Source organism: Kitasatospora sp. NPDC059599, from assembly GCF_042735125.1.
Taxonomy (GTDB): Bacteria; Actinomycetota; Actinomycetes; order Streptomycetales; family Streptomycetaceae; genus Kitasatospora.
In genome coordinates this window covers 38,576-53,111 of sequence record NZ_JBHWCL010000008.1, presented here as the reverse complement: position 1 = coordinate 53,111, position 14,536 = coordinate 38,576, and the positions used below count along the sequence as shown (strand labels likewise).

The window sequence follows — 14,536 nt, the reverse complement described above, 5'->3', positions numbered from 1 at the left end:
TCAGCCTCGCGCCATCGTCGGCAGGATCCGCTTCCAGGCGAGTTCGCCGCCGGCGGCCTCCATCACCGACCAGGGGTTCCAGAAGTCACGGAAGTGGGCGATGCGGCCGTTCTCGTACCGCACCACCGACAGGTAGACCTGGTGGTACTGGCCCCCGGTGGCGATCAGGGTGCACTCGCCGGTGAAGCCCGCGACGACCAGGCCGTCCTCGGTGGCGGTGTAGAACTCGGGCTCGGAGAACTCGACCTTCAGCTGGTCACGGAACATCGTCATCTGGGCGAGCAGCGCCTCCCGGCCCTGCATCCGGGTGGGCAGGCCCCAGGCCGGGTAGGGGAATTCGAGGACGCCGTCCTCGGTGAAGCCGTCGATCCACTCCTCGATCCTCCCGTCCGCCAGCTGCTCCAGGCCTCGCGTGAACAGGTCCTTCAGCTCCTGCGGCGTGGTCATGCGGTTCCTTCTCTCGGTGTCGTGGTGTCGGTCGTGCGGACGGCGGTCAGCGGGCGGGCGTGACGACGTCCCCGAGGATCCGGTCGATCGCCCGGTCGGGCAGCAGCCTGGCCAGCACGCGGCTGCCGATCGCGTCCCGGCCGACGCCGTAGCGGGTCCTCGGCCGCTCGGCGACCAGCGCCCGGAAGACGACCCGGGCGACGTCGTCGGGAGTGGTGCGGCTGGTCCTGGCCAGGGCCTCGTTGGCTTCCATGAAGGGTGGGAAGGTGTCGCGGTAGAGCTCCCGGACCGGCCCGGGGGCGCTCTCCAGCGCCCGGTCGCCCGCTTCGCGCATCTTGGACCAGAGCGGCGTCAGGACGGCGCCCGGCTGGACCACCGACACGGGGATCCGCTGCGGGGAGAGCTCGCGTCGCAGCGCGTCGCTGAGCGCCTCCTTGGCGAACTGGGCCGCGGCGTAGGCGCCGAGGTAGGGGATCGCGATGTTCCCGAGGCCAGAGGTCACGTTGACGATCCGCCCGGTGCCGGCCCGCAGCAGCGGCAGGAACCCCTGGATCACGATCAGCTGACCGGTGACGTTGGTGTCCAGCTGGCGGCGCATGAGCTCGCTCGGCACGCATTCCAGCGGAGCCGTGACGGCGATGCCCGCGTTGTTGACCAGGCCCCACAGCCCGGCCTCGCCGACCGACTCGGTGACCTCGTACACGGCGGCCTGGACCGATTTCTCGTCCGTCACGTCGACGACCACCGGGGTCAGCCGTCCGGGCGCGGCCGCGTGCAGCCGTTCGCCGTCCTCGGGGCGGCGGACGCCGGCGAAGACGTGGAAGCCCACCCGCGACAGCTGGAGCGCACAGGCCTCGCCGAGGCCCGAGGAGGCTCCGGTGACGACCACGGCGCGGCCCGAGGGTGACACCGGACCCGACGACTTCGACACGTGCTTCCTCCGGGTTCAGGACATGGCGGCGAACGGTGAAGCGCCGGGTCCGTCCGTCCACGGCCGATCCCGGCCGGGTCCCACCGTAGAGGGCGCCGAGGGGATAGTCCGGGACGAACTCGCCCGGAACGCCCGTGTCCGGTCCGGTCGGGCCGTAGTCGGCGGTCGGAGGGCACCGGAGCGACCAATGAGGTGAACGGCGCGACCGGTCGGGCTTGTCGGATTGTGCCCCAACGACTGGCTGGCGATGGTTGCTTCCAGTGCCCCCTTTGTCCCCGAGGAGGAGACATGGCAACTGCGACACCGGACCTCATCACCGCCAAGCTGGAGCGCACGTTCCAGACCATGGACGCCAACAACGACGGCTACGTGGACTGGTCGGACTACCAGAAGCTCGCCGACCGCTACATCCAGGCCTACAAGCTCGACAAGAGCGACCGCCGGGCCAGGGCGCTCCAGACCTTCTGCCAGATCTACTGGCTGGAGCTGCTGCGTCACGCCGGCGTGGACGCGGACCGGCTCACCAAGGACCAGTTCGTCATGGCCAACCGTCTCGCGGTCATCGACACCAGCCGGCTCAACGTGACCGAGGGCGGTGGGCACGCGATCTTCGACGTCATCGACGTCAACGGCGACAACGAGATCAGCAAGGACGAGTTCGCCCGCTTCCTGAGGGACGTGTGGAAGAGCGAAGCGCCCGACGCGATGGACATGTTCGCCAAGCTGGACACCGACGGGGACGGCGCCATCTCGCGCTACGAGTTCATCCGCGCGGTGCGCGAGCACTTCCTCTCGAACGACCCGGACGCGCCGGGCAGCCTGTTCTTCGGGCACGTCTGAGCGGATCCGCGCGAGCGGGGCGCGGCTGCTGCTCCACGGGGCGGCAGCCGGCGCGGATGACGGCGGAGCGCGGTGAGGGTGCCTGACCCGTCGCGGTGATCGCGACCGGGGAACCGGCACTCCCCGATGCTCCTCCCCGTGGGCCCGTGCGCCTCCCATCCGCTCCGCCCCGGACCGGCCCACGGCCGCGACCCACCCGCCCGTCGGAAACGGCACGTCCGTTCCGGCGGGCGGGTGACGTTCGTGCCCCGATGCGGTGAAGCCCGGTCCGCCCGTTTCGACCTGTTCAGGTCCTTTGTCACCATCGACACAGCTTCCGCCCCGCCCGTCGCCGTATCCCACGGCGACGGGCAGCCCAGCCCTGCGGATCCCGGCAGGCGGGCTCGACGAACCGTGAAAGGCCATCTGATGCTGACGCAGCACCCCCACACGTCCGGCGAAGTGGGGACCTTCTACAACCGTCACACGGACGTGTACGACAGTGCGCTCGGCGGCAACATCCACGTCGGCTACTGGGACGACGAGTCGGACGGCAGCCCCATGCGGGCCGCGACCGACCGGCTGACGGACCTCGTCACCGAACGCGTCGCCCCGAGCGAGGGACAGCACCTGATCGACGTGGGGTGCGGCCACGGGAGCACGGCGGCCCGCATCATCGCCCACCACGCCGTGCGGATCACCGGTGTCAGCGTCAGCGACTACCAGGTCGAGGTGGCCAACGGCCGCCCGCAGCCCGCGGACCTTCCCGGCCGTGCCACGTTCCGGCTGGCCGACGCCATGGAACTCCCCTTCCCGGACGAGTCCTTCGACGGCGCCTACGCCATCGAGTCCCTGATGCACATGAAGGACAAGGAAGCGGCCCTCGGCCACATCGCACGGGTCCTGCGCCCCGGCGCGCGGCTGGTCATCGCCGAGCACCACCTCGACGGCGAACTCGACCGCCCGGACGCCGCCCGCATGGCCGAGGCCCACGGGTTCTTCAAGTTCTCGCTGACCACCGACCTGTACCGGCAGCTGCTGGGAGAGGCCGGGCTGAGGGTGGTGGACCACACGGACATCACCGAGAACGTCCGGCGCTCCTACGACAGCATGACCAACGCCTGGCGGGACGCCGCCCACGGCGAGACCGACGGCGAGACGGCGCGCGAGTGGCAGACGGCGGCCGACCTGGGCGGGTGGTTCTTCGCGGTGCCCCAGCTGCGCTACGGACTCCTGACCGCCGTTCGCCCCTGAGTCCCGACTAGTCGCCGCGAGGTCGTGAGCCATGTCCTCCCCGCCCGCCCGGAACCACTGTCCGTACCTGCTGGACGGCAGCGCAGCGGACGTCCACGGTGAAGCCGCGGCGCTTCGTGCGCTGGGGCCGGCAGCCCGGGTGGAGCTGCCCGGCGGTGTGCCGGCGTGGTCGGTGACCGACCCGGGGCTCGTCCGGCGGTTGCTGGTCCACCCCAGGGTGTCCAAGGACGCGCACCAGCACTGGCCGGCCTTCCTCGACGGCGACCTGCCGGCCGGCTGGCCGCTGCGCATCTGGGTGGACATCCGAACGGTCCAGACCGCCTACGGGCGCGACCACACCCGGCTGCGGCGGCTCCTGGTTCCCGCGTTCGCCGCTCGCCGGGTGCGGTCCCTCGCACCGCGGATCGAGGAGATCACCGCCGCGCTGCTGGACGACCTCGCGGGGGCGGCCGCCGCCGCCCCCGACGGAGTCGTGGACCTGCGGACGCTCTTCGCCTCGCGGCTGCCGTGGCGGACGGTCACCGCGCTGGTGGGCCTGCCGGAGGCCATGCTCGACGGCTTCCAGGCCGTCAACGACACCGTCTTCACCACGAACCTGACCGCCGAGCAGGCGGCCGCCACCGCCGCCGAGGCCGCGGGTCTTCTCGGGGAGCTGCTCGCGCTCAAGGCCGACGACCCCGGCGACGACGTCGCCAGCGTCCTCGTCGCCGCCCACCGCGAGGGACTGCTCGACGAACGTGAGCTGGCCGACAGCATCTGGATGGTGCTCGGCGCCGGCTACGGGACCACGGCGAGCCTGCTGGGCCACGCCGTGGTCAACCTGCTCACCCACCCGGAGCAGCTCGGGCCGGCCGTCTCGGGCCGGGTCGGCTGGGACCAGGTCGTCGAGGAGACCCTGCGCCACCAGGCGCCGGTGGCCAGTTTCATGATGCGCTTCCCCACCGAGGACCTGTACGACGAGGCCACCGGGCTGACCTTCTCCCGGGGTGAGGCCATCGTCATCAACTACGCCGCGGTCGGCCGTGATCCCGGGGTGCACGGCGCCGACGCCGACCGCTTCGACGTCACCCGCGCCACCGCCCGCGAGCACCTGGCCTTCAGCCACGGCCCCAACTACTGCCTGGGCGCCGAACTCGCCCGCCTCGAAGCGCGCATCGCGCTGCCCGCGCTCTTCTCCCGGTTCCCCGCCCTCGAACTCGCGGTCGGAGCAGGCACTCTGGCTCCGCTGCCCTCCCTCATCTTCAACGGGCATCAGGAGATCCCGGTGCGGATCGAAGGAGGAGATCCCCACGAAGGAAATCCCTCCAGGTGAGCATGAACCAGCAGACCTCGCACCGGTTGACGGCGTACCAGCAGGACGTGTGGGCGGCCGGCTCCCGGGCGCCGGAGTCACCGCAGTTCAACTGCGTCCTCCACGAACGCCTGCACGGCAGTGTCGACCGTGACAGGCTCGCCGCCTGCGCGGAGCGGGCCCTGCACCGCCACGAGACGTTCCGGCTGAGGTTCGCCGACAGCTCCGGCGTTCCCTTCCAACGGGTGGCGCAGGAGCGTGTCCCGGTCACCGTGGTCGATCTCTCGGGCGAACCCGAGCCGGGTGCCGCCTGTGCCGCGTGGATGCGCAGGTCGATGGCCGGTGCCCTGCCGCTCACCGGCGGCGCCCTGGTCGAGGCCGCTCTTCTCCTGGAGGGCCCGGACGTCACGCACCTGCACGTCAAGGCCCATCACATCGTCGCCGACGGCTGGACCCTCGACCGGCTCGGCCACGAGATCCTCCAGGACTACGGGCAGGCGCCGCACGGCGGTGCGCGGCAGAGCAGCCGTACGGCGTCCTCCTGCCTGGCCGTCGTCGAGGCGGACGCCGCCTATCGCGCCGGTGCGGACGGCGACCGTGACCGCGCCTTCTACCGGGAGTACCTCGACGGCGTGACACCCGCGCTCTTCACGCGGGCGAGGGGCGACGGCCCGCACGGCCGGGGCCGGCACTCGTTCGTGATCGACGGCGCCCTCGTCGGGCGGGTCCGCGCGGCCGGCTTCTGGCCGTTCACGTACGTCGCGGCCATGGTCGGGACGTACCTGGCGCGCCTGCACGGCACCGAGGAGGTGGTCATCGGCGTCCCCTTCCTCAACCGTACGACGGGGCATCACCGCGACGTCCTCGGCCAGTTCGCCAACACCCTGCCGCTGCGGGTCGCGGCGCCCGGCAGCCGTACGGTCGGGGACCTGCTCGCCGAGGTCCAGGACGCGACCCGTGTGCTCCGGCGGCACGAGCGGCTCTCGCTCGGTGACATCCTGCGCGAAGTGCCCGCGGCGGCCCGGGGCCCGCGGCAGCTCTTCGACGTGACGCTCTCCGCCGTGAACTGGTCCCGGCGGGACCGGGTCCCCGGAATCGTGCGGCGGACGGCCCTGATGGCGCCCTCCCACGACCAGGACGCACTGGGCATCCTGGTGTCGGCCTTCGACGACACGGCCGACCTCCGCATCGACCTCGACCACGCCTGCGACGTCTTCGACGAGGACCTTCCCGTCGCCTCGGTCGCGGGCCACCTCTCGACGCTCCTGGAACACGGCCTGGAGGCGCTGGACCGGCCGCTCGCCGAGGTGCCCATGCTGTCGCCGGCCGAGTACCGGGACCTCACCGCCGGGCGCGCCCGCGGCCGGCGGGTGCCCCGTGCGGAACGGGCCACCGTGCACGGGCTGTTCGAGGCCCAGGCCGCCCGGCTGCCGGACCGGACCGCGGTCGTCGCGCCGTCCGGGGAGACGCTGACCTACTCCGAACTCGACGAACTGGCCAACCGCGTCGCGCGGTCCCTGCGCGCCGGGGGAGTCGGCCCGGCGGACCGGGTCGCGGTGATGACGGAGCGCGGGCCGCACCTGCTGGTCGCGCTCCTCGGCGTCCTGAAGGCGGGCGGCGCCTACGTACCGGTGGACCCCGGCTACCCGGCCGAACGGGTGGAATTCCTGCTGCGCGACAGCCGCGCCGCGATGGTGATCGTCGACGACGACGCGCCCGACGACCTGCCCGGGGACGCGGTCGTGCGGCGCGTCAAGGACCTGCTGGACGGTGACGCGGACCCGGTTGAGCCGGTCGCCACCGCCGACGACCTCGCCTACGTCATCTACACCTCCGGCTCGACCGGCCGGCCCAAGGGCGTCATGGTCGAGCACCACAGCGTGGTCAACCGCCTGGCGTGGATGCAGCGCCGCTACCCGCTCGGGCGCCAGGACGTCCTCCTGCAGAAGACACCGGCCTCCTTCGACGTCTCGGTGTGGGAGCTGTTCTGGTGGGCCGCCGAGGGCGCGGCCGTGGCCCTGCTGCCGCCCGGTGGCCAGCAGGACCCGCGTGAGGTCGTCCGGGCGATCCGTGAACACCGGGTCACCGCCGTGCACTTCGTGCCCTCGATGCTCGGCCCGTTCCTCGATCTGCTGGAGGAGTCGGCGGCTTCACGGGAGGACGTCCGGACCCTGCGGTACGTCTTCTGCAGCGGTGAGGCGCTGCCCGGCGGCCGGGTCGAGCAGTTCAACCGGGTGGCCGCCCGGCGGCGCCGCGAGGACGCCGGCGAGTGGCCCGTCCGCCTGGTGAACCTGTACGGCCCGACCGAGGCCACGGTCGACGTCGCGTCCTACGACTGTCCGGACGGCCCCACCCGCGGCATCACGCGGGTGCCCATCGGCCGGCCGATCGACAACACCGCCCTGTACGTGCTGGGCGCCGACGACCTGCCGCAACCGGTCGGAGCCGCGGGTGAGCTGTGCATCGGCGGAGCCGCAGTCGCCCGCGGGTACCTCGACCGCCCGGAGCTGACCGCCGAACGCTTCGGCGAGGACCCGTTCGTGCCCGGTGGCCGCCTCTACCGCAGCGGCGACCGGGCCAGGTGGCTCGCGGACGGCACCCTGGAGTACCTCGGACGGATCGACGACCAGGTCAAGATCCGGGGCCACCGGGTCGAGCCCGACGAAGTCGCGGCCGCGCTGCGCGCCGTCCCCGGCGTACGGGACGCCGTCGTGGTGGGCCGCACCACCGCCGACCGGGGAACCGTCCTGGCCGGCTACTACGTCGCGGGGGCCCCGATCGAGCCGGGGGTGCTGCGCGAACGGCTCGGCCGGACGCTGCCGTCGTTCATGGTCCCGGCGTCCTTCACCCGGATCGAGGGCATTCCGCTCACTCCCAGCGGCAAGGCCGACCGCGCCGCGCTGCCCCCGCCGCACGACCTCGCGGAACCCAGCGCGGGCGGGCAGCCGCGCAACCGCACCGAGACGGTCCTGGCCGAGGTCTGGGCCGCAGTCCTGGGCCATCGGGCCGTGGGGATCCACGACGACTACTCCGCCCTCGGCGGCGACTCGATCCTGATGCTCAGGGTGCGCGCCGAAGCGGAGGCCCGGGGCCTGCGGTTCTCGCTCACCGACCTGCTCCGCAACCCGACGGTGGCCGGCCTCGCCCCGCACGTCGAGGACTGCGACGCGGGCGAGGCCGAGGCTCTCCAGGCTCCGTTCGCCCTGGTGGCCGACATCGACCGGGCCCGCCTGCGCGATGCCGAGGACGCCCATCCACTGACCCGGCTCCAGCTCGGCCTGCTGTACCACAGCCGCCGCCGCGAGGCCTCGGCCAGGTACCGCGACGTGTTCCGGTACACCCTCGAAATGCCGTGGAACGAGGTGGAGTTCCGCCGCTCGTTCGACCGGCTGACGCGACGGCACCCGGCGCTGCGCTCGGCCTTCGACCTGTCCGGCGCCGAACCGCTGCAGGTCGTCCACCCCCGGGTGCACGGCGGTCTGGAGATCACCGACCTGCGCCCGCTCGACACCGCGGCAGCCGAGGCACAGGTGTGCGCGCACGTGGAGGAGCGGCGCCGCCATCCCTACGCCTTCGACCGGGCGCCGCTCTACCTGTTCCGCGCCCACGTGCGGGCGGCCGTCGTCGACCTGGTCCTCAGCTTCCACCACGCGCTCCTCGACGGCGGCAGCGTCGCCACGCTGGTCCGGGAACTGCTCCAGGACTACGCCCACGGTCTGGGCCTGGGAACCGCCCCCGTCGACGACGCGGTGCTTCCGTCGCCGGCGGCCCACGTACGGCTGGAGCAGGCCGCCCTGCGCTCGGAGGAGGCACGGCGCTACTGGCGGACGAAGCTGACCGGCTGCGGCCCCCTGCCGATCGAGGCGTTCGCGCCCCACCTGCCCGGCCCCGTCCGGCAGCCGGCCTCGCGGCGGGTCGACCTGCCCGACGCCCTCGTCGAGCGGGTGCGGCACTTCGCGACGGAACACGCCCTGCCCCTGAAGTCCGTATTCTTCGCGGCGCACGGCCTGACGCTCGCCGTGCTCGCCGGCACCCGGGAGGTGACCACCGGCCTGATCACCCACGGCCGGCCCGAACTGGCCGGTGCCGAGCGGATCGCCGGGCTGTTCCTGAACACCGTGCCGGTCCGCCTGGACACCGCACGGGACAGCTGGCTGGACGTGGCGCGCGAGGGCTTCCGCCAGGAGCAGGAAGGCCACCCCCACCGCCACTACCCGCTGAGCGCCATCCAGGAGGACCACGGTGGGCCCGTCCTGGACACCGCCTTCAACTACGTGCACTTCCACCAGCTCTCCCACGTCCTCGGCCTGCCCGGTCTACGGCTCAGGGAGTTCCGCAGCTGGGAGGAGAACGACTTCCGGTTCCTGGTGAACGCCGTCACCGAACCGGACGGCGCACGGATGTGGCTGCGGATCGACTGCGACGGCACGACGTTCTCCGCCGAGCAGGGAGACCTCTTCGCGGCCGGGTACCTCAGGATCCTCTGGCGCATGGTGGAACGGCCGTACGAGGAACCGGACTTCGCCTTCCTCGCCCCCAGGCCCGCCGCGGCCTCCCCCGCCGATCACCCCACCGTCGTGGCGCGCTTCGCCGACCAGGCCGCACGCACCCCGGACGCGACCGCCCTGGTGATGGGCGACGATCGGTGGAGCTACGCCCGGCTGGCCGAGGCCGCCGGGAACGTGGCCGGGCGACTGAGCGCCCTGGGCGCCCCGGCGAACGCCCGGATCGGGATCGCCATGAACCGCTCCCCGCTGACCATGGCCGTGCTCCTCGGGGTCCTGCGGGCCGGCTGCGCGGTCGTCCCCCTGGACGTCGGCTACCCGGCTCCACGACTGGCCGCGATGCTGGAACGGTCCCGGCCCTTCCGGGTGGTGGCCGAGTCCGCGTACGCGCACCTCGTCGGTGATCCCGCCCTCCTGCTGCCCGCCGAGTCGGTGGCCGCACCGACGCCGGAGCGCCCGGCCCGGGGCGGAATCGACGCCGGGAGCACCGCGTACGTCCTGTTCACCTCCGGCTCCACCGGGACGCCCAAGGGCGTCGCCATGCCGCACCGCACCCTGGCCGGCCTGGTGGCCTGGCAGACCGGAGCGCCCGGAGGGGTCGCGGGCGCGACGACGCTGCAGTTCGCACCGGTGAGCTTCGACGTCTCCTTCCAGGAGATCTTCTCCACGCTCTGCTCCGGCGGCACCCTCTGCCTGGCCCGCGACGCCGAGCGGCGCGACATGCCCGCCCTGCTGCGGCTGCTCGACCGCGAGCGGGTCGAGCAGGTCTTCCTCCCACCCGTGGCCCTCCAGCAACTGGCCGAAGCCGCCGGGACCCTGGGCATCGTCCCGCGGGCCCTGCGGCGCCTGATCATCTGCGGCGAGCAACTGCGCGTCACCCAGGAGATCCGCGAGCTGTGCGCCCGGCTCCCCGGAGCCGTCCTGGAGAACCAGTACGGTCCGACCGAGACACATGTGGTCACCGCGTTCACCATGGCCGGCGACCCCGAGGACTTCCCCGCACTGCCCCCGATCGGCCGCGCCATCGACGGGGCCGAGGTGCACGTCCTGGACGAGCGGCTGCGCCCGGTCCCGGTCGGGGTGCGCGGCGGCATCCACCTCGGCGGCGGCTGCCTGGCCGACGGCTACGAGGGCCGCCCGGACCTGACCGGGGAACGGTTCCTCCCGCATCCCTTCGCGGACGGGGGCCACCGGCTGTACTACACGGGCGACCTGGGCATGGTGCTCCCCGACGGAAACGTCGTCTTCCTGGGGCGCGACGACGCCCAGGTCAAGGTGCGCGGCTTCCGCGTGGAGCCGGCCGAGGTGGAACTGGCCGTCACCGCCCTGGCGGAGCAGTACCCCGGCCTGCGGGACGCCGCGGTGGTGGCCCGTCGGCGCGAGGACGGCGAGACCTTCCTCGCCGCCTTCCTCCTCGGCGAGGGCACGGACGGGGACCTGGCCGGCGTCCGTGAGCGGCTGTGCGCGACCCTGCCCGACTACATGGTCCCCGCACACCTGCAGTGGCTTCCCGCGTGGCCGCTGACCCCGAGCGGCAAACGCGACGACGCCGCACTGCGCCGCGCCCGGCTGGCCACCCCCGGCCGGACCCCCACCGTCGGTCCGCGCGACGCGTACGAGCAGGTGCTGACCGAGATGATGGCGGACGTCCTGTCCGCGGACGCGGTGGGGGTGCACGACAGTCTCTTCCACCTCGGCGGCACCTCCCTGGCCGCGATGCGGCTGGTGGTCAGGATCGAACAGCGCTACCGGGTCCACATCCCCCTGGCGGAGTTCATCGCGACACCCACCCCCGCCGGGCTCGCGGCGCGGCTGCGCGAAGGCGGGGCGGCAGCCGCCTTCGACCCCCTGGTGCCGATCCGCCCGCACGGCACCCGCCGGCCGCTGTTCATGGTGCACCCGATGGGTGGCAACGTGCTGTGCTACGTCGGCTTCGCCCGGCACCTCCCGGACGACCAGCCGCTGTACGCGCTCCAGGCCGCCGGTGCGGAGCCCGGCACCACGGCGCTGCGCAGCGTCGAGGACCTCGCGGACAGCTACCTCGCCGCGCTGCGCAGGGTGCAGCCGCACGGCCCGTACGCCGTTGGCGGGTGGTCCTTCGGCGGCTTCGTCGCCTTCGAGATCACCCGTCGGCTGCGGGCGGCGGGTGAGCAGGTGACCCTGCTGGTCCTCGACACCACGGCCCTGGACGAGGGACCGCGGGCCCGGTACGACGACGACGCCCTGCTGGAGTGGTTCCTCCACGAGCTGCTCTGGCCGAGGGGCGGCGCCGCGTCACCCGCACGCCTCATCCCGGAGGAACTCGGGTCACGGAAGGAGAAGTTCGCGTTCGTGGCCCGCCTCGCGAGCGAACGGGGCATCCTGCCGACCGGCAGCTCCGGGGCCGTCATCCGCCGCCTGTTCGACGTCTACCGGGGGAACTGGCAGGCGACGTTGGCCTACCGGCCCCCGTGCGAGGACCAGGACCTCACACTGATCCGGGCCGAGGAGCCGCTGCCCGCCGTCCTGTCCGCCATGCACCGGGCGGCCGGAACCCGACACCAGGACCCCTGCAACGGCTGGAGCGGCATGACCGGCGGCCGGATCCACATCGTCCGCGTCCCCGGCGACCATTTGACGATCATGGAGGAGCCGTACGTGACGCATGTGGCCGCGACTGTCGCGGATCTCATCAGGACCGACGCCGCCCCAGCCGCCCGGGAGTACTGACGTGTCATCATCTTCGCACCCGGCCAAGGCTCTTGTGATCGGATCCGGAATCGGCGGCCTGACCTGTGCGGTCGCGCTGAGGCGGGTCGGCATCGACGTCGAGGTGTACGAACGCGCCACCGGGCTGCGCGAGGCCGGATCCGGGCTGGCGGTCATGAGCAACGCCGTCGCCGCCCTGAGCTCCTTCGGCATCGACCTCGGTCTGGACAAGCGCGGCCAGGCCGTGGAGTCGTTCCGGATCATGGACCGGCGCGGCCGGCTGATCAGGGACCTGCCGTTCAAGGACGCCTGCGCCCGGGTGGGCGCGCCGAGCTTCTGCCTGAGCCGCGCCGACCTCCAGGAAGCCCTGCTGGCGGAGGCCGCCGACACCCCGATCCGGCTGGGAGCGACCGCGGTCGGCTTCGAGCCGGCCGGCGCGGGCGTCACCGTCCGCTTCGCGGACGGCCGTTCGGCCACCGGGGACGTCCTGATCGGCGCCGACGGCTTCAACTCGGCCGTACGGCGCCACCTCGTCGGCCCCGAGGTGTCACGCAACAGCGGCTACGGTTTCGGGCTCGCCATCGTCCCCTTCCGGCACCCCCGCCTCGGCACCGGCGGGGTCCGCCACTACTGGGGCCGCGGACAGCGGTTCGGCCTCATCGACATCGGCCACGGCCGCTGCTACTGGTGGGCGACCACGGGCCTGTCCGCACTGGCATCCGACCCGGACCGTGTCAAGCACACCCTCGGGCGGGCGTACGCGGGCTGGGCCGAGGAAGTGCGGGCGGTGATCGAGGCCACGCCGCCGGAGGACATCCTCACCGTGCCCTCCCGTGACCGGGACTTCCTGGAACGGTGGGGGGAGGGGCCCGTCACCCTTCTCGGTGACGCCGCCCACCCCATGCTGACCACGCTCGCCCAGGGCGCGGGCACGGCCATCGAGGACGCCGTCGTCCTGGCCCGTACGCTCGCCGGATCGGCGAAGGGCGACGACCTCGGGCCGGCCCTGCGCACCTACGAGGAGCGACGCCGAGACCGCACCAGGGCGATGGTGGCCGCATCCCGCGCGATGAGCGACCTGACGCACGGCGCGCGCCCCCGGCGGAGGCTGCTCCGGGACGGCTACTTCCGGCTGGTGCCCCGCCCGGTGCTCCTCCGGCAGACCACGCAGGCCCTCACCTTCCCGGCCGGGCCGGCCGCCGGACCAGGCAGCGTCCAGCGCGCGCTCAGCCCCCTGGAACGGCTGTACTGGATCGTCGACCGGACCTCACCCCTCAACGTCATCGCCCGGGCCCGCGTCCTGGGGCACGTACCCGCGTCGCTGCACCGCCGTGCCCTGGACGCGCTCCAGGTCCGGCACCCCCTGCTGCGGGTCGCGATCACCGACGGCGGCGCCGGAACGCACCCCGCCTTCGCCCCGCTGGACGGGCGGCCGATCCCGCTGCGGCAGGTCTGCGTGCCGCCGGACGACGCCGCGGCCGACACGTGCTGGGAGCGCGAGGTCAACGACCGCGAACTGGCGGACGGCATCGACTGGCGCACCGGGCCGCTGCTGCGCGCGGTGGTGATCACCTCGGGAGGGAACGACGGCGAGGACGAAGGCGGCTTCCAGGACCTGGTGCTGACGGCGTCGCACACCATCGCCGACGGCAAGACGTGCCTCTCGCTGCTCCGGGAGTGGATCGAACTCGCCGCGCAGGCCGGATCCGGCACGCCGCTCCCGGTCACCCAGCTCCGGGCGCGACCCGCGACGGAGGACCTGCTCCCTCGCCGCCACCGGGGCGCGGCAGGGGTCGCGGGGCTCAGGGCCATGCTGCTCCGGGACCGGCAGGCCGCCCGGCGGCAGCCCGCACAGCGGGTCGTCCCCAGCCACCCGGTCCCGTTCGAGCAGCGGCGGACCCGGATGGTGCACAGATTCCTCGACGCCGACCGGCTGGACCAGTTGGTGCGGGCGGCCAGACGACACGGCACCACGGTCCACGGAGTGCTGGCCGCCGCGATGGTGACGGCGCTCGCCCGGGACGCGGGAACCCGGGGGAGCGCACACTTCTCGATCGGCTCGCCGGTCGACTTCCGTGGTGATCTCCGGCCGGCCGTCGCCCCGGACGAGGTCGGCACCTATGTGGCCACCGTCCCCTCCCGGGTCCGCTACGAGCCCGGCCTGCCACTGTGGACCATGGCCAGGGAGATCAGCCAGGACCTCGCGCGCCGCCGCCGGCGCCAGGACCACCTGGCCATGCTCAGCCTGCCGCGCTGGGCAGGGCCGAAGTCGCCGGCCGACAGCGGTCCGTTCATGCGGTTCATGGACGAGGAGGGGCCGATCAACCTCTGCCTGTCCAACGTCGGCCGCTACGACTTCCCCGACCGGGTGGGCCCGTGGCGGGTCCGCGACGCCCAGTTCGTCACGGGCATCTCGGTCATGGGCACCATCGTGGCGACGGCCACCACCAGCCACGGCCGGCTCGCCTGGAACTTCGGCTACGTCGAGCACGTCGTTCCGGAGCCGCGCGCCCGGCGCATCGCCGACGAATCCGTTCGCACCGTGCTGTCCGCACTCGTCGAATGACCGGTCGGACCCGTCCCGCACCACCACCCACCGTC

The 14,536-nt window shown here is 73.1% G+C and carries 7 protein-coding genes; 5 read left to right on the top strand and 2 right to left on the bottom strand.

The genetic code is table 11. The annotated features are described in order from the left end of the window. Together ACFV04_RS04780 and ACFV04_RS04775 are read right to left on the bottom strand one after the other, a co-directional pair. Entirely contained in the window at window positions 1-447 is a 447-nt protein-coding gene (locus ACFV04_RS04780) for a nuclear transport factor 2 family protein (protein ID WP_380526809.1), read from the bottom strand. A gap of 46 nt (window positions 448-493) precedes the next feature. Then, on the bottom strand, window positions 494-1,378 hold the full coding sequence (locus ACFV04_RS04775) for an SDR family oxidoreductase (protein ID WP_380526807.1): 885 nt from the start codon (window positions 1,376-1,378) through the stop codon (window positions 494-496). Between the two features lie 288 nt (window positions 1,379-1,666). Here ACFV04_RS04775 and ACFV04_RS04770 point away from each other — a divergent pair, with 288 nt between their 5' ends. The 5 genes from ACFV04_RS04770 to ACFV04_RS04750 all read left to right on the top strand — a co-directional run bounded on the left by ACFV04_RS04770 (window position 1,667) and on the right by ACFV04_RS04750 (window position 14,501). Beyond that, window positions 1,667-2,218 carry an EF-hand domain-containing protein gene (locus ACFV04_RS04770; protein ID WP_380335159.1) on the top strand — a complete coding sequence of 184 codons (552 nt, stop codon included), beginning with the start codon at window positions 1,667-1,669 and terminating at the stop codon, window positions 2,216-2,218. A 408-nt stretch (window positions 2,219-2,626) separates the two neighbouring features. Beyond that, complete coding sequence (locus tag ACFV04_RS04765) at window positions 2,627-3,451, top strand: class I SAM-dependent methyltransferase (RefSeq protein ID WP_380526805.1); 825 nt, start codon at window positions 2,627-2,629, stop codon at window positions 3,449-3,451. Window positions 3,452-3,482: 31 nt separating this feature from the next. After that, complete coding sequence (locus tag ACFV04_RS04760) at window positions 3,483-4,763, top strand: cytochrome P450 (RefSeq protein ID WP_380526803.1); 1,281 nt, start codon at window positions 3,483-3,485, stop codon at window positions 4,761-4,763. Window positions 4,764-4,765: 2 nt separating this feature from the next. Then, window positions 4,766-11,956: an amino acid adenylation domain-containing protein gene (locus tag ACFV04_RS04755; RefSeq protein ID WP_380526871.1), complete on the top strand. Its 7,191-nt coding sequence runs from the start codon at window positions 4,766-4,768 to the stop codon at window positions 11,954-11,956. A 34-nt stretch (window positions 11,957-11,990) separates the two neighbouring features. After that, window positions 11,991-14,501 carry an FAD-dependent monooxygenase gene (locus ACFV04_RS04750; RefSeq protein WP_380526801.1) on the top strand — a complete coding sequence of 837 codons (2,511 nt, stop codon included), beginning with the start codon at window positions 11,991-11,993 and terminating at the stop codon, window positions 14,499-14,501. Window positions 14,502-14,536: the final 35 nt, after the last annotated feature.

Coding starts and splice junctions, on each gene's coding strand:
- ACFV04_RS04780 (WP_380526809.1), bottom strand. CDS start 447: ATGACCACGCCGCAGGAGCTGAAGGACCTGTTCACGCGAGGCCTGGAG.
- ACFV04_RS04770 (WP_380335159.1), top strand. CDS start 1,667: ATGGCAACTGCGACACCGGACCTCATCACCGCCAAGCTGGAGCGCACG.
- ACFV04_RS04765 (WP_380526805.1), top strand. CDS start 2,627: ATGCTGACGCAGCACCCCCACACGTCCGGCGAAGTGGGGACCTTCTAC.
- ACFV04_RS04760 (WP_380526803.1), top strand. CDS start 3,483: ATGTCCTCCCCGCCCGCCCGGAACCACTGTCCGTACCTGCTGGACGGC.
- ACFV04_RS04755 (WP_380526871.1), top strand. CDS start 4,766: ATGAACCAGCAGACCTCGCACCGGTTGACGGCGTACCAGCAGGACGTG.